The 24,860-nt window shown below is 71.8% G+C and carries 14 protein-coding genes; 8 read left to right on the top strand and 6 right to left on the bottom strand.

Annotated features, from left to right (window positions below; genetic code table 11):
- Positions 1–58: 58 nt before the first annotated feature.
- Both J2851_RS05265 and glpD read right to left on the bottom strand, forming a co-directional pair.
- Positions 59–1,162 (bottom strand): ABC transporter ATP-binding protein, encoded by a 1,104-nt coding sequence (locus tag J2851_RS05265; protein WP_209764741.1) that lies wholly within the window; start codon positions 1,160–1,162, stop codon positions 59–61.
- A 58-nt stretch (positions 1,163–1,220) separates the two neighbouring features.
- Positions 1,221–2,762, bottom strand: a complete 1,542-nt coding sequence (gene glpD / locus J2851_RS05260) for a glycerol-3-phosphate dehydrogenase (RefSeq protein WP_209764740.1) — start codon at positions 2,760–2,762, stop codon at positions 1,221–1,223.
- Between the two features lie 243 nt (positions 2,763–3,005).
- Here glpD and J2851_RS05255 point away from each other — a divergent pair, with 243 nt between their 5' ends.
- A complete protein-coding gene (locus J2851_RS05255) occupies positions 3,006–3,662 on the top strand; it encodes a class I SAM-dependent methyltransferase (RefSeq protein WP_209764739.1) in 657 nt (218 codons plus the stop codon).
- 20 nt (positions 3,663–3,682) lie between these two features.
- On the opposite strand, the gene trxC is transcribed toward J2851_RS05255, so the two are convergent.
- A complete protein-coding gene (gene trxC, locus J2851_RS05250; RefSeq protein ID WP_209764738.1) occupies positions 3,683–4,126 on the bottom strand; it encodes a thioredoxin TrxC in 444 nt (147 codons plus the stop codon).
- 142 nt (positions 4,127–4,268) lie between these two features.
- On the opposite strand from trxC, the gene J2851_RS05245 reads away from it, so the two are divergent.
- Positions 4,269–4,688 (top strand): four-helix bundle copper-binding protein, encoded by a 420-nt coding sequence (locus tag J2851_RS05245; protein WP_209764737.1) that lies wholly within the window; start codon positions 4,269–4,271, stop codon positions 4,686–4,688.
- Positions 4,689–4,714: 26 nt separating this feature from the next.
- Here the strand turns inward: J2851_RS05245 and J2851_RS05240 are convergent, their stop codons facing one another.
- From J2851_RS05240 to J2851_RS05230, 3 genes are all read right to left on the bottom strand, one after another.
- Positions 4,715–4,918 (bottom strand): hypothetical protein, encoded by a 204-nt coding sequence (locus J2851_RS05240; protein ID WP_209764736.1) that lies wholly within the window; start codon positions 4,916–4,918, stop codon positions 4,715–4,717.
- A 45-nt stretch (positions 4,919–4,963) separates the two neighbouring features.
- Positions 4,964–5,224 (bottom strand): GlsB/YeaQ/YmgE family stress response membrane protein, encoded by a 261-nt coding sequence (locus J2851_RS05235; RefSeq protein WP_209764735.1) that lies wholly within the window; start codon positions 5,222–5,224, stop codon positions 4,964–4,966.
- 234 nt (positions 5,225–5,458) lie between these two features.
- Positions 5,459–5,878: a PRC-barrel domain-containing protein gene (locus tag J2851_RS05230; RefSeq protein WP_209764733.1), complete on the bottom strand. Its 420-nt coding sequence runs from the start codon at positions 5,876–5,878 to the stop codon at positions 5,459–5,461.
- 434 nt (positions 5,879–6,312) lie between these two features.
- Between J2851_RS05230 and J2851_RS05225 the strand changes: the two genes are divergently transcribed.
- The 6 genes from J2851_RS05225 to J2851_RS05200 all read left to right on the top strand — a co-directional run bounded on the left by J2851_RS05225 (position 6,313) and on the right by J2851_RS05200 (position 24,857).
- Positions 6,313–18,885 carry a non-ribosomal peptide synthetase gene (locus J2851_RS05225; RefSeq protein ID WP_209764731.1) on the top strand — a complete coding sequence of 4,191 codons (12,573 nt, stop codon included), beginning with the start codon at positions 6,313–6,315 and terminating at the stop codon, positions 18,883–18,885.
- Entirely contained in the window at positions 18,882–19,919 is a 1,038-nt protein-coding gene (locus J2851_RS05220; protein ID WP_246500431.1) for a TauD/TfdA family dioxygenase, read from the top strand. Before J2851_RS05225 ends, J2851_RS05220 begins: the two co-directional genes overlap by 4 nt.
- A 4-nt stretch (positions 19,920–19,923) precedes the next feature.
- Entirely contained in the window at positions 19,924–21,570 is a 1,647-nt protein-coding gene (locus J2851_RS05215; protein ID WP_209764728.1) for an ATP-binding cassette domain-containing protein, read from the top strand.
- The gene (locus J2851_RS05210; RefSeq protein ID WP_209764726.1) at positions 21,567–23,237 is read left to right on the top strand and encodes a cyclic peptide export ABC transporter; all 1,671 of its coding nucleotides are present in this window, start codon (positions 21,567–21,569) and stop codon (positions 23,235–23,237) included. Before J2851_RS05215 ends, J2851_RS05210 begins: the two co-directional genes overlap by 4 nt.
- A complete protein-coding gene (locus J2851_RS05205; protein ID WP_209764724.1) occupies positions 23,234–23,998 on the top strand; it encodes a thioesterase II family protein in 765 nt (254 codons plus the stop codon). The genes J2851_RS05210 and J2851_RS05205 overlap by 4 nt, the downstream gene beginning before the upstream one ends.
- A 181-nt stretch (positions 23,999–24,179) precedes the next feature.
- Entirely contained in the window at positions 24,180–24,857 is a 678-nt protein-coding gene (locus J2851_RS05200) for a YcjF family protein (protein WP_209764722.1), read from the top strand.
- Positions 24,858–24,860 lie beyond the last annotated feature (3 nt).

The raw sequence follows: 24,860 nt of genomic DNA, 5'->3' as shown, positions 1-24,860 counted from the left end.
TTCGCGGGGATGACGACTGTATGAATTCCGGGACCGTCCGCATGGGTGTTTCTCCCGCTCACGCCGCCAGCACGAGCGGCGGGGCCGCCGCCAGCCGGCCGTCGTGGCCGAACACGAACAGGCGCCGGGGATCGATGAAGCATTCGATGCGCTCGCCCGGCTCCACCTCCAGCACGCCGCGCGTCACCGCGACCCAGCGATCCGATCCTCCGTTGGCGTGAGGAAGGTCGATGTGCACGAAGCTTTCGGAGCCGGTGATCTCGCTGACCGCCACCGTGCCGGTCAGGGCGATGGCCTCGGCGTCGGGCCGCGTCAGGTACAGGTGGTCGGCGCGGAAGCCGATGGTGTAGTCGTCGTCCGGCAGTTCCGCCAGCACGCCGCGCGCCAGCCCATGCTCCCCCGTCGCCAGGACGAGCTGGAGGCCGCGCTTGTGCACGCGCATCGTGTTCAGCGGCGGGTCGGAGAAGACCCGCGCGCTGGTCAGGTTGGCCGGGCGGCGGTAGACGTCGGGGGTACGCCCGAACTGCGCCAGCCGCCCCTCCCACAGCGTCGCCGTGTTGCCGCGCAGGAGCAGCGCCTCCGTCGGCTCGGTCGTCGCGTAGACGAAGACGGCGCCGGACTCCGCGAAGATCTTCGGCAACTCCTCCCGCAGCTCCTCGCGAAGCTTGTAGTCCAGGTTGGCCAGCGGCTCGTCCAGCAGGACCAGCTGGGCGTCCTTCACCAGGGCGCGGGCGATGGCCGTGCGCTGCTGCTGGCCACCCGAGAGCTGCGCCGGGTTGCGGTCGAGGTACTTGTCGAGCTTCAGCAGCTTCGCCGCCTCGCGCACCCGCCGGTCGATCTCCGCTTTCGGCCGGCCGGCGACCCGCATGGGCGAGGCGATGTTCTCGTAGACGGACAGCGAGGGGTAGTTGATGAACTGCTGGTAGACCATGGCGACGGAGCGCTTGCGGACGTGGACGCCGGTCACGTCCTTGCCGTCCACCAGCACCCGCCCGGCGCTCGGCGCGTCGAGACCGGCCATCAGCCGCATCAGCGACGTCTTGCCCGACAGGGTCGGCCCCAGCAGGACGTTCAACGACCCCCGTTCCAGGGTGAGCGACACGTTCTCGATGTGAACGTGCCCACCGGCGTGTTTGCTGACGTTGTCCAGTACCAGACTCACCGGCGCCCTCTCCCCAACGATTCCGTTGTTCTTTTTTAAGAGTATGGTGTGCGCGCGCTCATTCCGCCGCGTCGGATGCCCGTGTCCGCCGGGCGCGCTCCTCCGCCATGAAGGCCTCCAGCGCCTCCGCCTGCTCGCGGCCGAGCCGCAGGCCGAGCTTGGAGCGGCGCCAGAGTACGTCGTCCGCCGTCTCCGCCCATTCCTCGGCCATCAGGTAGCGGACTTCGGCCTCCGTCAGGGTGGCGCCGAAGTCGCGCCCCATATCCTCCGCCCGCGTCGCTCCGTTCAGCATGGTGCGGACGCGCGTGCCGTAGGCGCGGGCCAGCCGCTGCATGTGCGGCGGAGCCACGAACGGAAACTCCCGCCGCAGGCTTGCCACCAGCGCGTCGAAACCCTCCACCGGGAAATCGCCGCCGGGCAGCGTCGTGGCGCTCGACCAGCCCGACCCGACCGCACCCAGCTTCGGCAGGAAGGGCGTCAGCTTGGCGATGGCCGCGTCGGCGAGCCGCCGGTAGGTGGTGATCTTACCACCGAAAATGCTGAGCAGCGCCGCTTTCCCGTCCTGCGGGGCGTCCACCGCCAGCACATAGTCGCGGGTCGCCGCCTGCGCGGTCGAAGCGCCGTCGTCGTAAAGCGGCCGGACGCCCGAATAGGTCCAGACCACGTCCTTGGGCGTCACCGGTTTGGCGAAATACTCGCCGGCCGCGGCGCAGAGGTAGGCGATCTCCTCCTCCGACGCGTGGACGGCGGCCGGATCGCCATGATAGTCGCGGTCGGTGGTGCCGATCAGCGTGAAGTCCCGCTCGTAGGGGATCGCGAAGACGATGCGCTTGTCGGCGTTCTGGAAGATGTAGCAGCGGTCGTGGTCGAACAGCTTCGGCACCACGATGTGGGAGCCCTGGACGAGGCGGATCCGCGCGTCCACCCCGGCGTGCACGCCCTGGTGCAGGACGTTCGCCACCCAGGGGCCGGCGGCGTTGACCAGCGCGCGGGCCCGAATGGTCGAGCGGCGGCCGCTGCGCACATCTTCCACGGTCATAGTCCACAGGCCGTCGGTGCGCGTCGCGGTCAGGAAGCGCGTCCGCGTCCGGATCGTGGCGCCGCGGGCGGCCGCGTCCTGCGCGTTCAGCACCACCAGACGCGCGTCTTCGACCCAGCAATCGGAATATTCGAAAGCGCGAGCGAAACCGGGCTTCAGCGGCTGGCCCGCCGGATCGTGCCGCAGATCCAGCCCGCGCGTGCCGGGCAGCCGCTCGCGCCCGCCGAGATGGTCGTACAGGAACAGGCCCATCCGCAGGAACCAGGACGGGCGCAGGCCCGGCAGGTGCGGCAGCACGAAGCGCAGCGGCCAGATGATGTGCGGCGCCATGCGCCACAGCACCTCGCGCTCCTGCAACGCCTCCCGGACCAGGCGGAATTCGTAATATTCCAGGTAGCGCAGGCCACCGTGGATCAGCTTCGTCGAGGCCGACGACGTGCCGGACCCGAGATCGTTCTGCTCACACAGGTAGACCGAGCATCCCCGCCCGGCCGCGTCACGCGCGATGCCGCAGCCGTTGATGCCGCCACCGATGATGGCAAGGTCGTAGACCTCGGCCATCGGCTCCTCCCCCACTTGTTGCGTCCGTTTGTCCGGTACGCGCCTTTGTTTTCGCTTTCAACGATAATCGACCGGTCGCAGCGCTGCAATACGAAAAAAGCGAACCTGACCTGAAAGCCGCAGGAGCGATCCGCGGCTTTTTTGCGCTTGGCCTCCTGAACCAAGGCTGCTCCAACCGCACATCTGTCCGGGAAACGGGCACCATCCCAAAGGTCCGGCCCAAAAGTCCGGAGGCAAGGACGCATGGACATGTATCGGCATCACATCCTTCCCCGGCTGATCGACTGGGTCATGGGACAGGAAACGCTCGGCGAGTTTCGCTCAAGGGTCGTTGGGGGAGCGCGCGGGCGTGTCCTCGAGATCGGGCTCGGGTCCGGGCGCAATCTGCCCTTCTATGGCGCGACGGCCGGCGAGGTCGTTGGCGTCGATCCCTCACCCGAACTCCTCGCCATGGCCCGGCAAGCCGCCGCCGCGGCGCCCCGCCCGGTGACCGTGGTGGAGCAAACCGCGGAGCGGTTGCCGTTCGAGGACGGCAGCTTCGACACTGTGGTCGTGACCTGGTCCCTGTGCAGCATCCCCGACCCCTCCGCCGCCCTGCGGGAGGCGCGCCGGGTCCTTAAACCGGGCGGGGAGTTGCGCTTCGTGGAGCATGGCCTCGCCCCGGCCCCGGGGGTTCAGCGATGGCAGCATCGCCTGACGCCGCTGTGGTCACGCTGTTCGGGCGGCTGTCACCTGGACCGCAAGATGGACGACCTGATCCGCGCCGCCGGATTCCGCGTCACGGAACTGACGAAACGTTACCTGCCGGGCCCGAAAATCATGACCTTCATGTACGAGGGTACAGCGGTGCCCTCCGGAACTGCGGACCAGCCGGAGAACACGGACCCGCGCCAGCGTTGAGCGCAGCACTTCCCGGCGGCTCAAACGGCGGCGAGCGCCTGCCGGGTCCAGGAGAGCAGGGCCGGCAGCGGCATCGCGCCGGAGGTCCGGGCGATTTCGCGGCCGTGATGGACGAGCACCAGCGTCGGGATGCTCTGCACGCCGAAGCGCGCGGCGAGGTCCGGTGACGCCTCCGTGTCCACCTTGGCGAGCCGGACATGGGGTTCCAATTCGCCGGCCGCCTTCTCGAACACCGGGGCCATCATCCGGCAGGGCCCGCACCACGCCGCCCAGAAGTCGATGAGCACCGGCAGGTCGCCGCGTTCGGCGTGGACGGCGAAGCGGCGGGCGTCCATCGGCACCGGCGCCCCCGGGAACAGCGGGTTGCCGCAGCGACCGCACTTGCCCGCCTGGCCCAGGCGTTCCCTGGGCATGCGGTTCAGCGTGTCGCAGGTCGGGCAGGGAACGTGAAGGGTCTCCGACATCGCACCGCTCCGTATCCGTCCGTCCCTGTCGATCTAAGGGCCGGCCCCGAAAGATCAACGGCCCGCGCGCGCGAAGCGGAACCGGCCTGCCGTGAGGCAGTTGGGATAGGCAAGCGAACATCACCGAAGAAGGAACCGGCTCATGCACGCGCGCGATATGATCAGCACGCACCCGGACGTCAAGGGCCCAAATGGGAAAGGGGGGGTCAACGACGCCCTGATCCGCTGCATCGAGGAATGCTACGCCTGTGCGCAGACCTGCACCTCCTGCGCCGACGCCTGCCTGGCGGAGAGCATGGTGGAGCAGCTGCGGCAGTGCATCAGGCTCAACCTCGACTGCGCGGACGTCTGCGCGGCGACGGGGTCGCTGGCGACCCGCCGCACGGGCGGCAACGTGCCCGTCCTGCGCCTGATGCTCGAGGCCTGCGCGACCGCCTGCGCGCGGTGCGCCGAGGAATGCGCCAAGCACGCAAGCCAGCACGAGCATTGCCGCGTCTGCGCGGACAGCTGCCGGCGGTGCGAGCAGGCCTGCCGGGCGGCGATTCCGAGCCTTGGCGGCTGATCCGACTGCCCCGGGGCCGGCCCCGGTCAGGCGCCGGGGTCGGCCTCGGGCGGCTCGATGACCAGAAGGTCGGGCTCGACGCGCAGGAACGACCCGACCTCCACGGCCCCGTCGGCGATGGCGTCGTTCAGCAGGACCTGCGCGTCGGCCAGCGTGACAGGGTCGCCCTGGTGGAAGACCCGCCCGTCCGCGAACCAGATTTGCCGGTAAACCGGCGTCTCAGGCGTCATCGCGCCCTGCCCATCGCTGGTGATGCCATCGGACGCACGCGCACGTCAGGCCACCGTCCGGCGGCCGGCGACCGCGTGGTAGATCCACAGGACGACGACCGCGCCGACCACGGCCACCACGAGGCTCCACAGGTTGAAGCCGGTCACGCCGGCCCCGCCCAGCGCGTTCATGATGAAGCCGCCGACCACCGCGCCGACGATTCCCAGGACGATGTCCATCACAACACCCTCGCCGGTCTTGTTGACGATCTTCGAGGCGATGAAGCCGGCGATCAGGCCAAGCACAATCCAGGCAATGATACCCATCTTCGTGTCTCCCCATCCCGAAGGCAGCGCGGAGCCCCCGATCGGTGCCCGCCAGGGCCGGCCATCCGGCCCACAAACCCTCACGCCATCAACAGGCGACCAGTCCCAAGCTCACGGTTGCTGCGGTGAAATCGAACGCGGCGGGGCCCATCCTGAAAAGGAACCGGCCGGACGGCGCTCCATGCCCCGCCCGGCCGGCTCGTCCACCGAAGCGTCGCTTCGGCGGCGCCGTGCTTACTTCAGGGCGCCCTTGATGTCCTCATACTTGCCCTTCTGCCACTTCTCCAGGCCCTGCATCTGGTCCTTGGTCATATCGACCGTCAGCTTGTCGCCCTTCATGTGCAGCTTGTTCATCGGCAGCACGGCGTCCTTGTCGCTGATGTTGACCAGATGATCGACGTCCAGCACGGCGTAGGTGTCGTTGCCCTTGCGGACCACGCCCTCGACCTTGGCGAGTTCCTTGCCGTCGCTGCCATAAACTTCCTTGTTCTTCAGCTGGTCGGCGCTCATCCGGGCGATGGCGGGATCGACCGCCCCTTCCGTCGAGGCGACCGACGGCGCCGTCGTCTTGGTGGTCGGCGTAGAACTCTGAGCGAAAGCCGGAGCGGCCGCGAGCATGGCAACGAGTCCGCAAGCGGTCATCAGGGTCTTCATTTCGGGTTCTCCCTCTGATTTGTTATTCACTGCTGGGACCAACGCGCGGCGGGTCGGGAAGCTTCCATCTCTACCCCCTTTTTGCCGCCTGATTCTTTTGGAAAGACTGTTCGGCCACAGGCTCTGGTCGGGCGCAGAGAACAGCAATCACTGATTGCCGTCCGCACCGACCGACAACCGCCCATCCTGTCTTGCGACTGCAGGCCGGCGTCACGGTGCATACCCAGGTGCGCACGACCAAGCCAACACCCTGAATTGGATATGTTGCTGCGTTGAAATTTCCGTTCAGTTGTATCATTCGTTGACATCTGATTTGCCGGATGTATTATCCATCGGCTATTCCCTTTTTGGGAGTCGTATGACGTTTTTGTAAAATCGTGGATCGAATTTCTCCGTCGATAACGATTCGCCGCAAGCATTACCGGGTTATTTCGATGACCGACACCAACCCCGCGCGTCCCGCCGATGCTGCGCAAAGCTCCACCAGCTTTGGTCCGGTCAGGGCGTGGCCGATCCGTTGCCTTCACGAAGGCGCCGCACTCCTTGCCCGCAGCCTGCCGGACGCGCCGGCGGTGATCGGCCCGCAGGCGGTGGTGAACTGGTCGGGCCTGGACGCGGCGGCGAACGCGGTGGCGCACGCCCTGCTCGGTTTCGGCCTCGGCGCCCAGGAACCCGTCGGCGTGCTGGCCGAACGGTCCGGCGACCTCCCTCTCGCCTTCCTCGGCATCCTCAAGGCCGGCGGCGTCTACGTGCCGATGGTCGCCGACCTGCCGGGACAGCGCCTGGCCAACATGGCCCGCCAAGCGGGCATGCGCGTGGTGATCGCGCTGGACGGCCTCACGCCGCCGCCCGACCTCGACGCGGCGCTGGCCCAAAACGCCAGAATCGCCCAGCACGCCATCCTGCGGCCGGACGCGCTGGACGCGGATTTCCGCGCGCGTCACGCCCACAGCCCGAACCGGCCGGCAAAGCCGGACGACCTCGCAGTCATCCTCTTCACCTCCGGCTCCACGGGGCAGCCCAAGGGCGTGCAGATCCAGCACGACGCCTGCGTGAACATGGCGCTCGGCCACATCGAGGCGCAGGGCATCGGGCCCGACGACCGCATCCTGCTCTCCACCTCGCCGGGCTTCATCCTGGGCTTCCGGGAGCTGTGCCTGCCGCTGCTGTCCGGCGCCGCCTACGTCCCGGCGACCCGCGCGCTGATCGACGATCCGGACCGGCTGCGCGCCGTGATGGAGGAACGCGGCGTCACCATCGCCCTGTTCACGCCCTCCTACCTGCGCCTGTTCCAGGGGGCCGTGCCCCGGGGGCTGCGGATGATCCTGACGGCGGGGGAGCGGCCGAACGCCGACGACGCACGGCACTACGCCCGGCACCTCGCCTACTGGAACATGCACGGCGCGACGGAGGTCTGTGGCACCATCTGCATGCACCGCGCGTCGCCGGACGGCGACGGTCCGCTGCCCAGCGGCCGGCCCTTCGTCAACACCGCCGTGCATCTGCTGGACAAGGACGGCAACGAGGTCCCGCCGGGCGAGATCGGGGAGATCCACGTCGTCGGGCGGGGTGTGTCGCGCGGCTACCTGAATCAGCCGGAGCTGACCGCCGAGAACTTCGTGGAGACCCGCTTCGGCCGCGCCTACCGCACCCACGACCTCGGCCGCTGGAACGCCGACGGGGAACTGGAGGCGCTGGGCCGCGCCGACGACATGGTGAAGGTGTCCGGCCAGTCCGTCTCGCTGGGCGAGATCGAACGTACGCTCCTGCGCCACCCCAAGGTCCGCCGCGCCGCCGCCCTACAGCACAAAGGGCGGCTGGTTGCCTTCGTCGAGAGCCCGCAGCTGGAGGACGCCCAGGGCGAGGATTGGCGCGCCTACCTCGCCGGCGCCCTGCCCGCCTACATGGTGCCGGCCCGGGTCGGCGCCGTTCCCCGGATGCCGATCAGCTCAGCCGGCAAGGTGGACCGGCAGGCCCTGCTGGCGCTCGCCGACGCCGACCGCGGCAACGCTGAGGGCACGTCCCCGGAGGGCGAGCTTGAGACCGCCATCGCCCGTGTGTGGGAGGAGGTGCTGGACGTCCGCCCGGTGATGCGCGACGACAACTTCTTCGCCATCGGCGGCACCAGCCTGCTCGCCATCCAGGTCGGGCAACGCCTGCGTGCACTGGGCATCAACGTGCCGGTGCAGAGCATCCTGGCGACGCTGACCGTCGCCGCGCTGGCCCGCCGTGTGGCGTCGGACGCTGCCGTCCCCGACGACGCGCCGGACGCGGACAGCGGCCTCGCCACCGCCGGGCAGGAGGACTTCTGGATCGCCGCCGGCCTCGGCCTGCCCGCCGCCGGGTCGCACATCGTGCGCGTGCTGTCCGTCCGCGGCCCGGTGCCGGAGGAGGATCGCTGGCAGGCCGCCTGGGCGGCCCTGCTCGCCCGCCACCCCGCGCTGCGCACGGGCTTCGCCACGGGCGCCGACGGGCGCGTCCTCTGGCACACCGTGGCCCCCGTAGCGCTGCCGCCGTCCGCCCGCCTGTCCGTCGACCGCTGCCACCTGCCGGAGGAAGCGCGGGAGCTGGTCGCCGGCTACGCCACCACGCCCTTCGCGCTAGGCGAGCCGCCGCTGGCCCGCGCCGGCCTGCTGCGGGTCGAATCCGGCGACGAGACGCTGTTCTGGTTCGTCCTGCACCACGCCGTGGTGGACGGCCTGTCTGCCCGCACGGTGCAGGGGGACATGCTGGCCCTTCTGCTCGGCCGCGACCTGCCGCCCGTCCCGCACGGCGTCGCCGTTGCCGGCCATGCCGAGCAGCGCTACCTCGCCTCCGACCGGGCGGAGCGCGACCGCAGCTTCTGGCGCGACCGGCTGGACGCCCTGGTGGACCGGCGCAGCGAGGCCTTCGACGAGCTTCCCACCGACCTGCGCCGCCCCGACGCGCCGAGCGGCCGCTCCGCCCCGCCGTTGACCGAACGGCTGGACGCCGCGACCGTCACGGCGCTGACCCGGCTGGCGCAGGCGCAGGGGGTGGGGCTGCACGGCCTGCTGCTCGCCATCCTTGCGGCGGAGGCGCGGCGGCGCACGGGGCGGGCCGACCTGATCCTGGGCACCGGCGTTTCGCTCCGCCCCGCCGGTTCCGACGACGCGGTCGGCCATTTCGTCAACCTGCTGCCGATCGTCCTGACGGCCACGGATGGCGCCCTGTCCGCGCAGCTCCGCGCCGCGCAGGCCAGCCTGACGGAGGCGGTCGAGCACGCCGACCAACCCGCCGGCCTGATCCACCGGGAGTTCCGCCAGCGCCACCCCGGCGCCCGCCCGCCGTCCCGCACGTCGCTGTTCGACATTGCGCTGACCGCCAACCCGTCGCGCTTCAGCCTCGACCCGGAGTCCGGCCTGTCCTTCGCCCCGCGCCGGCTGCCGGGCGCGCTGGCCGTTCCCGCCGCCGGGCTCGACCTCGCCTTCAGCCACGAACCCTTGGCGGAGGACGAGGGGGGCGGGCTGGAGCTGATGCTGCTCTGGAACCCCGATGTTTACGCCGAGGACACGGCCCGCGCCTGGCTGACCGGCTTCGCCGCCTGGGCGCGCTGGCTGGCCGCCGACGCCAACCGCCTCGACGCGCCACTGCCGGCCCTGCTTCCGCACGAGGCTGCACTTCTGGAGCGCTGGGAGCATGGCGAGGAACGCCCCCGCCCCGACGAGCGCGCCCACCGGCTGTTCGAAGCCCTCGCCGACCGCCAGCCCCGCCGCCCCGCCGTGGTCACGCGCGACGGCGTGCGGACCTACGCCGCGCTGGACGCCGAGGGCAACCGCATCGCCAACGCGCTGCTCCACCACGGCGTCGGGCCGGAGGAGCCGGTGGCCGTGCTGGCCGATGGGTCGGCGGAGCTGCCCGCCGCCCTGCTCGGCGTCTGGAAGGCCGGGGCCGCCTACCTGCCGCTGGCCCGCGACCTGCCGCCGGAGCGGCTGGCCTTCATGGCCCGCGACGCCGGCGCCCGGCTGCTGATCGCGCTGGACGGCCATCCCGTGCCCCCGGCGCTCGCCCAGGCGGTCGAGGCGACGTTGCGCCCGGAGTCCCTGGAGGGCTCCACCAACCGTCCCGCCGTCTCCGGCACGGCGCGCGACCTCGCCTACATCATCTACACCTCCGGCACCACCGGCCAGCCGAAGGGCGTCGCGGTGCCGCACGGCGGGCTGGTCAATTCCGTGCTGTCGACCGGGGAGGCCGTGGGGCTGCGCGCCGACGACCGCATGTCGCTGGCCGCCACGCCGGGCTTCGACGCCTCCCTATGGGAGCTGGGGCTGGCCCTGCTGCACGGCATGGCGCTCGTCCCCGTCTCGCATGATCTCCGCGACGATCCCTGGGCGCTGAAGGCGTTCTACGCCGCCCTCGGCGTCACCGTCGCCTTCCATTCCCCCTCCTACCTGCGGGTCAGCCAGGACACGCCCTTCCGGGGCCTGCGCGTCCTGCTGACCGGCGGGGAGGCGCCGAACGCCGACGACGCGCGGCACCACGCGGCGGACCTCGCCTTCTGGAACGCCTATGGGCCGACGGAGGCGAGCATCCTCGTCTCCATGGGGCGCATCCGTCCCGATGCCGGCGTCCTCGTCCCGGCCGGCCGGCCGCTGCCCAACACGCGCGTCTCGCTGCGCCGCGCCGACGGCACGCCGGTGCCGCCGGGCGTGGCGGGAGAGCTGTGGCTCGGCGGCGCCGGCCTCGCACGCGGCTACCTGAACCAGCCGGACCTGACCGCCGGGAGTTTCGTGGAGACGACGGAGGGGCGCTTCTACCGCACCGGCGACCTCGGCCGCTGGGACGCCGACGGGCAGCTCGTCCTGTGCGGGCGCATCGACCACCAGGTGAAGCTGCACGGCCAGCGCGTCGAGCTGGGGGAGATCGAGCAGGCGCTGCGCGACCATCCGGGCGTGGCCGAGGCGGTCGTGCTGCTGGACCGCGCGGCGGAGGGCACCAAGTCCCTGCGTGCCTTCGCCCGCCCCACCGACGGCGCGACGCTGCCGGAAGACGAGGACTGGCGCGCCTTCCTGGCCGACCGCCTGCCCGTCTACATGGTGCCGGCCAGCGTCACGCCGGTGGCAAGCATCCCCCTGACCACGGCCGGCAAGATCGACCGCGACGCGCTGCTGCGCCTCGCCCACGCCCAGCCGCACCCCGGCAAGGCCGCCCGCCACCTGCCGGCCGGCGAGCTGGAGACGCGCATCGCCGCCCTGTGGGCCGACCTGCTGGGCACGGATATCGCCCGTGAAGACAACTTCTTCGCGCTGGGCGGCAACAGCCTGCTGGCCGTGACCCTGGCGCACCGGCTGTCGGCGGATCTCGACGTCCCGGTCCCCGCCCGCGCCCTGTTCGCCGCCCCGACGCTGGCCGGCTTCGCCCGCAAGGTCGCGGACCTGCGCGGCGCGGACGCGCCCGCCGCCGCCCCCGTCGAGGACGACCTCGCCACCGAGGGGGAGCGGGAGTTCTGGGTGGCGGAGGCCGCCGGGCTCGACACCCGCCCCTTCACCATCCCGGTGATCCGCCGCATCGAGGGCGACATGCCGGCGCCGGAGCGCTGGGCCGCCGCCTGGGGTCAGCTCGTGGCCCGGCACGAGGGGCTCCGCACCGCCTTCCGGGAGGACGCCGACGGCCGCCTGCGCCGCCACGTCGTCCCGGCGCTTGACGAAGGCCTGGAAACCGCCACAGCCCTCAACCGGGACTCCGCGCTGGCCCACATCCGCCACCGCCAGGGGGAGCCCTTCGCCATGGGCGCCGCCCCGCTGTGGCGCGCCGGGCTGGTCGCCGTGGAGGACGCGGGAGACCACCTGTTCTGGCTGGCCCTGCACCACAGCGTCGGCGACGGCCGCTCCGTCGGCATCCTGCTGGAGGAGCTGACCGTCCTGCTGCTCGGCGACCGGCTGCCGCCGCCCGCCGCCCGCTATGGCGGAATGGCCGCACGGGAGCAGGTATATCTGGCCGGTCCGGCCTGCGCCGACGATGCGCGCCACTGGGACACCCTGCTGGCCGCCCTGCCCGACGACGCCTTCGCGGACTGGCCGCTCGACACGCCCCGGTCCCCCGGCGCGGAGCCCGGCAGCCACCGCTTCGAAATCCGGCTGGACGCCGCGACCGCCGCCGGCCTGAAGGCGCTGGCCCGCCGCAATGAGGCCAGCCTGCACGCCCTGCTGCTGACCCTGCTGGCCCGCGAGGTGCGGCGCCGCACCGGGCGCGCGGAATTCACGCTGGGCACCACCGCCTCCACGCGGGAGACGGCGGCCGACGCGCAGGTCGTCGGCTATGGCGTCAACATGCTGCCCCTGGCCGTCCGCCCGGCGGCCGGATCGCCCTTCGCGGCGGACCTGCGCGCCACGCAAGCGACCCTCGCCAAGGCGCTGGAGCACGCGCGCTATCCCTTCGCGCGCATGTATTCGGCCTTCTGGAAGGCCCGGCCGCAGCACCGCGACCCCGCCCGCTACCCGCTGTTCGACATCGCCGTCACCGAGAACCCGGACAGCCGCCCGGCCGACACCGCCCTGCGCCTCGCCCGCCTGACGGCCGCGGGCGATGACGTCGCCTACGAGCGCACCGGCCATTCGCCGGGCCAGGACATGGTGCTGATCCACGAAGGGCTGCCGGACGGCGGGCTGCTCCTGCAATGGCACGTCAACGCCGCCCTCTATGCCCGGGACACGGCGGAGGCCTGGCTCTCCGCCCTGGCCGGGTGGGCGCGCTGGCTCGCCGAAGACGCCGCCCGCGCCGATCTGGCCCCGCCCGCCCTGCTTCCCGAGGAACAGGAACTGCTGGCCGCCTGGGACCACGGCCCGGCCATCGCCCGCCCGACCCTGCGCTTCCACGAGCTGTTCGAGCAGGCGCTCGACCGTCCCGGCGCGCGCCAGGGCGACCGCCCGGCGGTCATCGCCGGCGACCGCACCCTGACCCACCGGATGGTGGAGGAGGAGGCGAACGCGCTGGCCCATGCCCTGGCCGCGCGCGGGGTGCAGCCCGGGTCCGTCGTTGGCGTGCTGACCGGCCGTTCCGCCAGCCTGCCGGCGACGTTGCTCGGCATCTGGAAAGCGAGTGCGGTGTACCTGCCGCTCGCCGCCGACCTGCCGCCGGAACGGCTGGCCTTCATGGCGGCCGACGCGTCGGTTCGTCTGCTGGTCGCGCTGGACGGCGTCGCGGTGCCCGACGCGCTGGCCGGCACGCCCGTCCTGCGGCCGGAGGAGCTGACCGAGGCTTTCCGCCGCAGCCACGCCCACCGGCTGGGCCGGCCCGGCAGCCCCGAGGACACCGCCTACATCCTCTACACCTCCGGTTCCACCGGCCGGCCCAAGGGGACGCTGGTCCGGCACGCGGGCTATGTGAACATGGTGCTGAGCGCCGGCGAGATCCTGGGGCTGACGCCCGAGGACCGGACGCTGATGTTCGCCTCCCCCTCCTTCGACGTGTCGCTGTCGGACATCGGCGTGCCGCTGGCCTTTGGTGCTGCGCTCTGCCCGGTGCCCGCGAACCTGCTGGGGTCGCCCGCCCGCCTGCTGGACTTCCTGGCGGAACAGCGCGTCACCGTCGCCGACATCACGCCCACCTACCTGCGCCTGTTCGGCGGGGCGGAGTTGCCGAGCCTGCGCGCCCTGGTCACCGGCGGGGAGGCGCCGCTGGCCGCCGACGTGCGCGCCTACGCCGGGCACCTGCGCTACTACAACGCCTATGGCCCGACCGAGAACACCATCACCAGCGCCATGGGCCTGCTGACGCCCGAAGACCGCGGCGTCCTGCCCGTCGGCCGCCCGCTGCCGAACACCAGCGTGTCCATCCGCGACGCCGTCGGCACGCCGCTGCCGCCGGGGGCGGTCGGGGAGGTCTGGCTGGGCGGCGTCGGCCTCGCCCGCGGCTACCTGAACCGGCCGGAGCAGGACGCGGCGGCCTTCGTCGACACGCCGCAGGGCCGGCTCTACCGCTCCGGCGACCTCGGCCGCTGGCGCGCCGGGGGCGAGTTGGAGATCCTGGGCCGCGTCGACGATCAGGTGAAGCTGAACGGCATCCGCATCGAACTGGGCGAGATCGAACACGCGCTGGACGCCCACCCCGCCGTCGCCCAGGCGGTGGCGCTTGTGGACGGCAAGGCCGGTGCGGCGCAGAGCCTATGGGCCTTCGTCCGCCCCGCCACCGATGCCTCGCTTCCGTCCGAGGAGGTGTGGCGCGCCTGGCTGGCCGACCGGCTTCCCGCCGTCATGATCCCCGCCGCGGTGATCCCAGTGGAGGACATCCCGCTCACCGCCTCCGGCAAGGTCGACCGCGCCGCGTTGAAGGCGCTGGTCGCCGGCCGTGTGCCGCAGGGCACGGAGGCCTCCCCGCAAGGCGCGCTTGAAGATACCGTCGCCCGCGTCTGGGCGGAGGTGCTGGGCCGCGGCCCGGTCTGGCGCGACGACAACTTCTTCGCGCTGGGCGGGCAAAGCCTGCTGGCGATCGCGGTCGCGCACCGCCTGGAATCCGCCCTCGGCCACCCCGTCCCCGCCCGCGAGCTGTTCGCGGAGCCGACCTTGCGCGGCTTCGCCGCTCGCATCGCCGCCCTGGTTCCCGCGAAATCCGTCGATGCCGGTTCCGACCGCGCGACCGAGGGGCAGCGCGAGTTTTGGGTGGCGGAGCAGGCCGGGCTCGACACCCGAGGCTTCAACATCCCGCTGACGCTGGCTGTGGAAGGGGAGCTTCCCTCCGACGATCAGTGGCAAGCCGCCTGGGCCGCCCTGGTCACCCGGCACGAGGCGCTGCGCACCGGCTTCCAGGAGGACGCAGCCGGCACGCTCCGCCGCACCGTCCACCCCACCGCCGCCGCGCTGGAACTGGACACCACCCCCGACCGCGCGACCGCGCTCGCCCGCATCCGGGCGCGCCAGACGGAGCCCTTCGCCATGGCCGCCCCGCCGCTCTGGCGCGCCGGCCTGACGCGCCCCGCGGACGCGTCCGCCCCGCTGTTCTGGCTCGTCCTTCACCATTCCATCGGCGACGGCCTGTCGCTCGGCCTGCTGGCGGACGAGTTGGGCGCGCTGCTGCGCGGCGAGGTGCCAGCCACGCCGGTCCCCGGCTTCGACCGCTCCGCCGCGAGCGAAGAGTCCTACCTGTCCGGCGACGCCGGGCGGGCGGACGCCGCCTATTGGCAAGGCATTCTCGGCACGCTCGACCCCGCCGCCTTCGACGAGTGGCCGCTCGACCTGCCACGTCCGGCCGCGCGCACCGGGGGCAGCGCGAAGGGGAGCCACTGCCACCGCCTGCGCCTCGACCCGGCGACGGCGGGCGCCTTGCGCGCCTTCGCCCAGCGCAACGGGGCCAGCCTGCACGCGCTGATGCTGGCGCTGATGGCGCAGGAGGTGCGGCGGCGCACCGGCCGGGCGGAGTTCCTGCTGGGCACCGCAACCTCCACGCGCGAGACGGCGGGGGAGGCTGCGGTCGTCGGCTACTACGTCAACATGCTGCCGCTGGCCTGCCGCGTGCGCCGCGCCGACACGGTGGAGCAGGCGATCCAGGCGGCCCAGCGCACGCTGGCCGAGGGGCTGCGCCACAGCCGCTACCCCTTCGCCCGCATCGTCCGCGACTTCCGCCGCGACCATCCGCAAGCCGTCAACCCCGGCCGTTACCCGCTGTTCGACATCGCAGTCACCGAAAATCCCGGCGCCTCCGGCGCGCAGCCCACCGGCCTGCGTTTTACGGGCATCGACAGCCCCGCGGACGGCGAGGTCCGGTACGAGCTGCGCCACAGCGCCCCGGCCCAGGACATCGTGCTGGTGCACGAAGGGCAGGCGGACGGCGGGCTCGTGCTCCAGCTCTACGCCAACGCCGCCCTCTACGAGCGCGAGACCGCCCGCGCCTGGACGGAGGCGCTGGCCGGCTGGGCGCGCCATCTCGCCGGCCCCGACCGTCAGCCCGACACCCCCCTGCCCGCGCTGCTGCCGAATGAGGTCGCCCAACTCGCCGAATGGGAATCCGGCCCGGCGATGCCTCACCCCGCCGCCTGCATTCACCACCGCTTCGCACAACTGGCCGCCGACCGGCCCGACGCCCCGGCGGTGATCACCGACACGGAAACCATCAGCTACGCCGCGCTGGACACCCGCGCCAACGCGCTGGCCCGTGCGCTGCTGGCCCTGGGGGTCCGCCGCGGCGAGCCGGTCGGCGTGCTGACGGAACGCTCTCCCGCGCTGCCGGAGGCCGTGCTGGCCGTCTGGAAGGCGGGTGCCGCCTACCTGCCGCTGACCCGCGACCTTCCGGCCGACCGGCTCGCCTTCATCGCCCGCGACGCTGGCATCCGCATCGTTCTGGCCCTGGACGGCCACCCGCTGCCCCCGGTGCTGGCCGACGCGGGCTATGCCGTGCTGCGGCCGGAGGAGGTGCCCAGCAACGCCCACACCACGGCCCCCGCCGCCGGCCAGGCCAGTGAGCCCGGCGACCTCGCCTACATCATCTACACCTCCGGCTCCACCGGCGTGCCGAAGGGCGTGATGCTGCCGCACGGCGGCACCATGAATCTTGCCCTGTCCATGGCGCGGATGCTGGGTGCGGAGCCGGACGAGCGGGTGCTGCTCAGCTCCTCCCCCTCCTTCGACGCCTGGATCGCCGACACGGTGATGGCCTGGGCGGTCGGCGGCGCGCTGGTGCCGGTCCGCCGGGCGGAGATGGACGACACCGCCGGGATGCTGGCGAAGATGGTCCGGCAGGGCGTCACCTCCGCCACCCTGCCGCCCTCCTACCTGCGGCTGTTCGAGCAGGCCGACCTGCCTTCCTTGCGCATCCTGATGACCGTGGGGGAGCCGCCCAACACCGCCGACGCGCTGCACTACGCCGGATGCTTGCGCTACTACAACGGCTACGGCCCGACGGAGAACACCGCGGCGGCGTCCATCGGCCGGCTTCTCCCTGGTGCCTCCCGCATGACCGCTGGGCGGCCCCTGCCCAACACCGGCGTCCACATCCTGGACGAGGAGATGCGGCCGGTCCCGCCGGGATCCATCGGGCAGGTGTGGCTGAGCGGCGCCGGCCTCGGCATCGGCTACCTGAACCGGCCGGACCTGACCGCCGCGGCCTTCGTGGAGACGCCGGAGGGGCGGCGCTACCGCACCGGCGACCTCGGCCGCTGGCTGCCGGATGGGGAATTGCTGATCCTTGGCCGCTCCGACGGGCAGGTGAAGCTGCGCGGCCAGCGCGTGGAGCTTGGCGAGATTGAGCACCGGCTGGAGGAGCATCCGGCCGTGCAGCAGGCGGTCGCCCTGGTCGACACGCCGGCCGGCGGCGCCCAGACGCTGTGGGCCTTCGTCACGCTCCAGGCTGGCGCCGCGGAGCCGCCGCAAGCGGCTTGGACCGCCCATGTGGCGGAAAAGCTGCCGGCCTACATGGTCCCCGCCGCGGTGATCCGCGTGCCGGCGATTCCCGTGACGGTGGCCGGCAAGGTGGACCGCAACGCCCTGCTGAAGGCGTTGGCCGACCACGCCGCCCTGCCGGGAACCGATGCGTCATCCGATGACGCCACCCGCACCCCGCCGCGCACCGCCGTGGAGCAGCGCGTGGCGGAGCTGTGGACGGAGGTTCTGCAACGCCCCGTCCGGGGGCGGGAGGACAACTTTTTCGAGCTGGGTGGCGACAGCCTGCGCGCCATCGCCGCGGTCAACCGACTGCGGCGGGAGTTCGCCTGCAAGATCAACGACCTGTACGAACACCCGGTGCTGGCGGACTTCGCGCTGCGCTGCAAGCCGCAGCCCGACCACCTGCACCACCTCGTCCGCACCGCCCGCGCCCACTGGCACGCCTACCAGGACGGCCTCGCCGCCTACGACGCGGAGCGCGACGCCGCGCTGGGCGCGCAGCAGGACGCCTATGCGAAGCGCAACCGGCCCTACGAGGCCAGTGATTACGACGCCCGCCGCGACTACGGTCATGCGCTTCTCACCGGCGGCACCGGCTATCTCGGCGCCTATCTGCTGCGGGAGCTTCTGTCCGACGGCGAACGCCGGGTCACCGCGCTGGTGCGCGGGGGCGACGACGCGGCCGCCCGCGCCCGCCTCGCCCGCGTGCTCAGCGGCTATTTCGGGGAGGAGGTCGGCCCGGCGCTCGCCGCCGACCCGCGCCTGACCGTGCTGGCCGGCGACCTGCGGCGCGACGACCTGGGCCTGACCGGCTCCGCGCGCGGCCGTCTGGCGGAGGAGACGCAAGCCGTTTTCCACTGCGCCGCCAACGTCAACCACTTCGGCCATTACCGGGAGTTCCACGCCGACAACGTGGAGGCGACCCGCCGCCTGATCGACATTGCCGCGGGCAATGCCGCCGACTTCCACCTGATCTCCACCCTGTCGGTCACCGGCAAGGCGCCGGAGGAGGGTTTCCGCCTCTTCACCGAGTACGATCCGGTGCCGCCGGTCCTGGACGAGAACTATTACGTCCGCAGCAAGCAGGAGGCGGAACGGCTGGTCGTCGCGGCGCGCGGGGAGCTGCCCAACGCCTGCATCCACCGCGTCGGCAACGTGGTCTATGCGGCGGAGGGCGGCCCGTTGCAGCTGAACATCCGCGACAACGCCTTCTTCCGCCAGCTTGCCGCCTTCGTGCGGCTGGGGGTGGTGCCCGACGACTCCCACGTCTGGCTCTGCCACGTGGACCGGGTCGCCCGCGCCGTGGCCCTGCTGGCCGGGGCCGGGGCCCTGACCAACGAGACCCACCACGTGGAAAACAACCGGCGCGACACGCTGGCCGACTTCGTCACGTCGGCCCGTGGGATGGAGGAGGCGGTGCGCGCCGTCGGCTTCGGCGCCCTGCTCGACCGGCTGGAGCGCGCGATTGGGGAACCGGCGATGGACGGCGCGCTGGCCCAGACCATGGAGGCCTTCGGCCTCTACAACGGGCGGTCGCCGCAGGGCCGCGCCCGGCGCCTGGAACTGACCTCCGACCGCACACAGGCCCTGCTGGGCCGCATGGGCTTCGGCTGGCCGGCCGTCCCCCGCGCGGGCCAGGCCGACATGCTGCGCGCCGCCGGGAGCCTCTTCGCATGATGACCACCACCCTTCCTCCTTTGGGAGACACCATGCTGACCCACCTTCAGGACCTGGGCTTCCGCGCCGGCGAGTTCTCCGCGCAGCCGATCCCCGCGGACGAGATCACGCGGGTCCTGGTCGTCCTGAAGGCGTTCTACGGGCCCGACGCCGATCCCTCCGCCCTCGTGCCCCATGGGCGGGAGGCGGAGCTGCGCGCGGCCATAACTGAGGCCGCCCCAACCCTGGCGGCGCTCGGCACCGCGCTGCGCGATGCGCTGGAGGGCGAGCACAGCGGCGTGCTGGTGCGGCGGCTCGGGCTCGGCGGGCTGGACCTCGACACCCGGCGCTTTGTGCTCTACGCGCTCAGCCTCTGCATGGGCAGCCCGACCGCCACCGACAAGATCGACCGCAAGGTCGTGTGGGACATCAAGCTGCGGCCGGACAAGGTGCGCGACGGCAGCGCGTCCACCTTCTCCGAACACGCCTATGAAGCCGACTTCCACACCGACACGCAGTATTTCCCAACGCCGGAGCGCTACATGCTGCTCTACGTCGTGGTTCCCGCGGCCTGCGGCGGCGGGCGGTCCACGTTGCGCGACGTGCGCTGCGTCAAGGACGCGCTGGCCCGCAGCGAGGACGGGCGCTGGGCGCTCGACCTGCTGTCGCGCCACGAGCTTCCCTTCCGCATCCCCGCGACCTTCACCACCACCGGCCGCCGCGACAGCGTCGAGGTGACCTTCGCCCGCGTTTTCGGCGACCGCCCCAGCGTCCGCTTCCGCACCGACACGCTGAGGAAGGGGCTCAAAGCCTTCCCCGCCTACGACACGCCGGACGTCCGCCACGCGCTGGACATCCTCCAGGCGGAGCTGGACGACGAGAGCCGCCGCCTGGAGACCCTGCTGGACGCCGACGCGCTGCTGGCCGTCAACAACCACGAGGTCCTGCACGGCCGCGGCGCCTTCGAGGATCCCGACCGGCACGTGCTGCGCGTCCGCATCGACGACGGCGTCCCGCAGGACGCGGCGCGCATCCTTCTGTCGCAGGACTCGTAAGACCGTGAATCTTCTCCGCCTGCTCGGCCGGCTCGGGCCGGGGCCGCTGCGGCGGCTGGTCCTCTACGCCGCGGCGTCGGCGCTCAGCAGCACGCTGGTGCTGGCGATCGTCAACCGCGCGGCGGAGCGGATCGCCGAGGACAAGGCCGACATCGTCGACGTGCCCATGGCGCTGGCCTTCGTCGCCAGCGTGCTGGTCTACATGGTCGTGGAAAGCCGCATGGTCGCCCACATGGCGTCGGACGTGGAGGAGGTGGTGGACGAGCTGCGCATGGGCCTGCTCGACCGCATCCGCCGCGCCGACTTGTGGAAGCTGGAGCGGTTCGGCCAGACCCCGCTGTTCGAAAGCGTGACGCAGAGCAGCCAGATCATCTCCCAGAACTCGCAATTCCTGGCGCTGACCCTGCGCTCGGTCCTGCTGACCGGGACGATCCTGGTCTACATCGCCACCGTCTCCCCCACCGCCTTCCTGCTGATCGGCGGGCTGCTGGGCGGCGGTGCCTGGTTCTACGTGCGGCTCGGCCGCGCGCTGGACGAGCGGCAGGGCGCCATGATGGCGGAGGAGGCGGTGATGTTCGAAGGGGTGTCGGACCTCTTCGACGGCTTCAAGGAGCAGCGCCTCAACAGCGCCCGCAGCCAGGACCTGAACGCCACCTTCGGCACCGTGTCGGCCCGCACCACGGCAGCGCGCGACCAGGTGCACCTGCACAGCTGGCAGCAGTTCGTGTTCGGCGAATGCGCCTTCAACCTGATGCTGGGCGTGGTGGTCTTCGTCGTGCCGACCTACTCCGGCACCTTCGCGCAGGAGGTGGTGAAGGTCTCCGCCGCGGTCTTCTTCCTGGCGACCCCGGTCTTCGGCCTGATGCAGTCGCTGGCCGTGACCAGCGCCGCGGAGGCCGCCGCCGGCCGCATGATGGACCTCGAAAAGCAACTCGCCGAGTTGGCCGAGCCGGGCAGCGACGGCCCCGGCCTGCCGGTGCCCAAGGACTTCGCCGAATGGCGGATGGAGGGGGTGGAGTTCGCCTTCCCCGCCCCGCCGGGCGAACCGCCCTTCGCCGTCGGCCCCTTCGACCTGACCATCCGCCGCGGCGAGGTGATCTTCGTGACGGGCGGCAACGGGTCGGGCAAGTCGACCTTCATCAAGCTGCTGACCGGCCTCTACCACCCGCTGCGCGGCCGGCTGACGCTGGACGACGCGGCGATCGGGCCGCAGCGCATCGCCGCCTACCGCGAGCTGATGGCGACCGTCTTCGCCGACTTCCACCTGTTCGCCCGCCTCTACGGCCTGGACCCCGTCGACCGGGTGAAAGCCGAAGACCTGATGCGCTGGATGGAGATGGAGCGGGTGACCGCGGTGGAGGGCGACCGTTTCGGCCGCCGCGACCTGTCGATGGGCCAGCGCAAGCGCCTGGGCCTCGTCGCCGCGATCCTGGAGACGAAGCCGATCCTGATCCTCGACGAATGGGCGGCCGACCAGGACCCGCATTTCCGCTTCAAATTCTACCGCGAGGTCGTGCCGGCCCTGAAGGCGCGCGGACTGACCATCGTCGCGGTGACCCACGACGACCATTACTTCGACGTCGCCGACCGCCGCCTGCACATGGAGGAAGGGCGCCTGACCGAGTTGACCGTCACGGAAGGTGCCGCATGAAGCTCCTCCCCCTCGTCCTGCGCGAGATTCCGGAGAATCTGAAGACGCTGGCGCTGATGAACGCCCTGTCGGCGGTCGCCACGGCGGCCCTGCTGTGGCTGGTGGACGCCGCCTCCAAGGACGCGGCCACGGGCACGGTGAACCCGCGGCTGCTGATCATGTACGCGGTGACGGTGACGCTGTTCGGCGTGACCCACAACTACGCGCTGGTCACCGCCTCCCAGGACGCGGAGCGGCTGATCCACCGCATCCGCCTGCGCCTGTTCGACGCGGTGCGCCGCGCCGACCTAGTGACGGTGGAGCGCATCGGCCGCGCCTCCCTGAACGGCGTGCTGACCCAAGACACGCAGACGCTGGCCCGCACCCTGCCGATGCTGGCCATCGGCGGGCAGCAGGGGGTGATGCTGGTCTTCCTGGCGGTCTATCTGGCCTGGCTGTCGCCCATCGCCTGCGTCATGGCCTTTGGCTTCGCCGGTCTGGCGACGGCGGTGAAGGTCGGCCGCACCACCCGCCTGCGCCGCAACATGATGGAGTCCGCGGCGGCCGAGGCCGGCGTCTTCGACGGGCTGACCGACCTGCTGAAGGGCTTCAAGGAGGTGCGGATGAGCCGCCCGCGCGCCGACGGGCTGATCCGCGACCTGGGCGAGGCGTCGGCGCGGGCGCGGGCGGTCAACGTGGACATGAAGGCGCAGTGGGGCCGCAACTTCTCGCTGGTCGAGGCAATGTTCTACGCGCTGATCGGCATGATGGTCTTCGCCGTCCCGCTGTTTACCAGCGGCTATTATCAGGTGGTGGTGCCGGCGACCACGGCGGCGCTGTTCATCGTCGGCCCGGTCAGCACCGTGTCCTTCGTCGCCCCGCTGGTCACCCAGACCGAACTCGCCCTGTCCAACATCGAGGCGATGGAGGAGCGGCTGCGCGCCGCGGCCGGCGACGCCCCGAACGAGTCCGCCGAGCCCCTGCCGAAACCCCCCGCCAGCATCGCGCTCAGCGGCGCCACCTTCGCCTACACCGACGCGGACGGCACGCCGGTCTTCGCCGTCGGCCCCCTGTCGGCGGAATTCCGTGCCGGCGAGATCACCTTCGTGACGGGCGGCAACGGGTCCGGCAAGTCCACCATGCTGCGCCTGCTGACCGGCTTGATGCCGCTGTCGGGTGGGGAGCGGCTGGCCGACGGGGAGCCGGTGCCGGCGGAGCGGATGCAGAGCTACCGCGACCAGATTTCCGCGATCTTCTCCGACTACCACCTGTCGCGCCGGCTCTACGGCGTCGCCGATCCCGACCCGGCGCGCATCCGCGCCCTGCTGGAACGGCTGGAGATGCAGGACAAGGTGACCGTGGCGGACGGCGCCTTCAGCACGGTCAGCCTGTCCACCGGCCAGCGCAAGCGCCTCGCCCTCGTCGTGGCGCAGCTGGAGGACAAGCCGGTCATCGTGCTGGACGAATGGGCGGCCGACCAGGACCCGCACTTCCGCCGCGTCTTCTACGAGGAGCTGCTGCCGGAGCTGCGCGCGGCCGGCAAGATCGTCATCTGCGTGACCCACGACGACCGCTGGTTCCACCTCGCCGACCGCGTCTACCACATGAACGAGGGCCGCATCGAGGAAGGCCGCATCGAGGAAGGTCACCGGCACCACACCCTGTTCAGCCTGGAGCCGGCGCAATGAGCCCCTCCCCCTGGCTGCAAAGCTTCCACACCGTGGCGAACCCACGCCGCACCCTGGTCTGCTTCCCCCACGCCGGCGCGGGGGCCGCCGTGTACCGCGACTGGCACCGGCACCTCGACCCGCGCGACGAGCTGGTCGCCGTCCGCCTGCCCGGCCGCGAGAGCCGCATCGCCGAACCGAGCCTGACCGCGGTGGCCGACGCCGTGCCCGGCATCATGGAGGCGCTCGCCCCTCGGCTCGACCGGCCGCTGCTGCTGTTCGGCCACTCGCTGGGCGCGTCGCTCGCCCACGCCACCGCCCGCGCGCTGGTGGAGCGGGGAGCGCCGCCCCGGCTGCTCGCCGTCTCCGGCCGGCGGGCGCCGCACCTGCCGCTGCGCCGGACGCACAGCCGCACGCTCGACGAGGCCGCCTTCCGCAACCGCATCGTCGCCCTCGGCGGAACGCCGCCGGAGGTGCTGGCCTGCGCCGACCTGATGGAGCTGATGCTGCCCATGCTGCGCGCCGACTTCATCATGTCCGACGAGGTCGACGAGCCCGTCCCGACGCCCCTGCCGATACCCATGCTGGGCTTCGCCGGGACCGACGACGCGGAAGTGTCCGTGGCCGAGGTCGCTGCCTGGGAGGCCTTCGCGGGCGCCGGTTTCGCGCTGCACCGCCTGCCCGGCGGCCATTTCTTCCCGCACCAGCACTGCCGGGAAATTGTGCACACGATCATGAAGGACGATTCACACGGCTCACGACGCGCCATTACCATCCAATAGGAAGCAAATATTTTGACGACGACAACCGAATTGGTTAGCCCATATCACGGTGCCGCCGGCATTCCCCGGCGGTGTTTCGAAGCGGGCCGTCCCCTCGGGGGCGACGTTCGCCGTGCGCCTGCCCCGGCCGCGGCTCTCTTTCCTTTGTTCCTTCGCAACGTCCTTTTTGGAGCGCCACACCATGGTCATTAAGAAAGATCAGCCGGGCGGCGACGGCACGCCGGACACGGCCGCCGAAGCCACCCCGCCGACCACCACTGCACCGGAGCCGGCCGCCGAGGCCAGCGCCCAGACCACCGCGTCGGAAGCCGCCCCGGCCGCTGAGCCGGCCGCTGCGCCGACCGCCGAGCCGGCGGCCGCGTCCGTCGCCGACCGTGCCGAGGCCGTCATCCGCCAGCACGTCCTGCTGTCGGCCGCGGCGGGCGTCATCCCGCTGAACTTCGTGGACACCGCCGCCCTGGCGGTCGTGCAGCTGCGCCTGCTGAAGGAGCTGTCGGAGGTGCACGGCGTGGACTTCCGCGGCGACATCGGCCGGTCCGCGGCGGGCACCCTGCTCGCCACGGTGGCCCCGACGGCGCTGGCCGGCGGGGTGCTCGGCTCCATGGCGGTGCGGATGGCCCTGCGCTCCGTCCCGGTGGTGGGCGCGGTGACGCGCCTGGCCACGCAGCCGGCCTTCAACGCCGCCTTCACCTACGCGCTGGGCAAGGTGTTCCACCAGCACTTCGCCTCCGGCGGCACCTTCCTGACCTTCGAGCCGGAAAAGGTGAAGGCCTATTTCCGCACGAAGTTCGAGGAGGCCCGCGGCCGCAAGGGCGCCGTGCCGGAGACCGGTCCGGAGGCCGCTCCGGCCGCGGCCTGAGCA

Source organism: Azospirillum rugosum (genome assembly GCF_017876155.1).
GTDB lineage: Bacteria > Pseudomonadota > Alphaproteobacteria > Azospirillales > Azospirillaceae > Azospirillum > Azospirillum rugosum.
The sequence above is the reverse complement of the archived record's forward strand: the minus strand, read 5'-3'. Positions and strand labels throughout refer to the sequence as shown.

Coding starts and splice junctions, on each gene's coding strand:
- glpD (WP_209764740.1), bottom strand. CDS start 2,762: ATGGCCGAGGTCTACGACCTTGCCATCATCGGTGGCGGCATCAACGGC.
- J2851_RS05255 (WP_209764739.1), top strand. CDS start 3,006: ATGGACATGTATCGGCATCACATCCTTCCCCGGCTGATCGACTGGGTC.
- trxC (WP_209764738.1), bottom strand. CDS start 4,126: ATGTCGGAGACCCTTCACGTTCCCTGCCCGACCTGCGACACGCTGAAC.
- J2851_RS05245 (WP_209764737.1), top strand. CDS start 4,269: ATGCACGCGCGCGATATGATCAGCACGCACCCGGACGTCAAGGGCCCA.
- J2851_RS05240 (WP_209764736.1), bottom strand. CDS start 4,918: ATGACGCCTGAGACGCCGGTTTACCGGCAAATCTGGTTCGCGGACGGG.
- J2851_RS05235 (WP_209764735.1), bottom strand. CDS start 5,224: ATGGGTATCATTGCCTGGATTGTGCTTGGCCTGATCGCCGGCTTCATC.
- J2851_RS05230 (WP_209764733.1), bottom strand. CDS start 5,878: ATGAAGACCCTGATGACCGCTTGCGGACTCGTTGCCATGCTCGCGGCC.
- J2851_RS05225 (WP_209764731.1), top strand. CDS start 6,313: ATGACCGACACCAACCCCGCGCGTCCCGCCGATGCTGCGCAAAGCTCC.
- J2851_RS05220 (WP_246500431.1), top strand. CDS start 18,882: ATGATGACCACCACCCTTCCTCCTTTGGGAGACACCATGCTGACCCAC.
- J2851_RS05210 (WP_209764726.1), top strand. CDS start 21,567: ATGAAGCTCCTCCCCCTCGTCCTGCGCGAGATTCCGGAGAATCTGAAG.
- J2851_RS05205 (WP_209764724.1), top strand. CDS start 23,234: ATGAGCCCCTCCCCCTGGCTGCAAAGCTTCCACACCGTGGCGAACCCA.
- J2851_RS05200 (WP_209764722.1), top strand. CDS start 24,180: ATGGTCATTAAGAAAGATCAGCCGGGCGGCGACGGCACGCCGGACACG.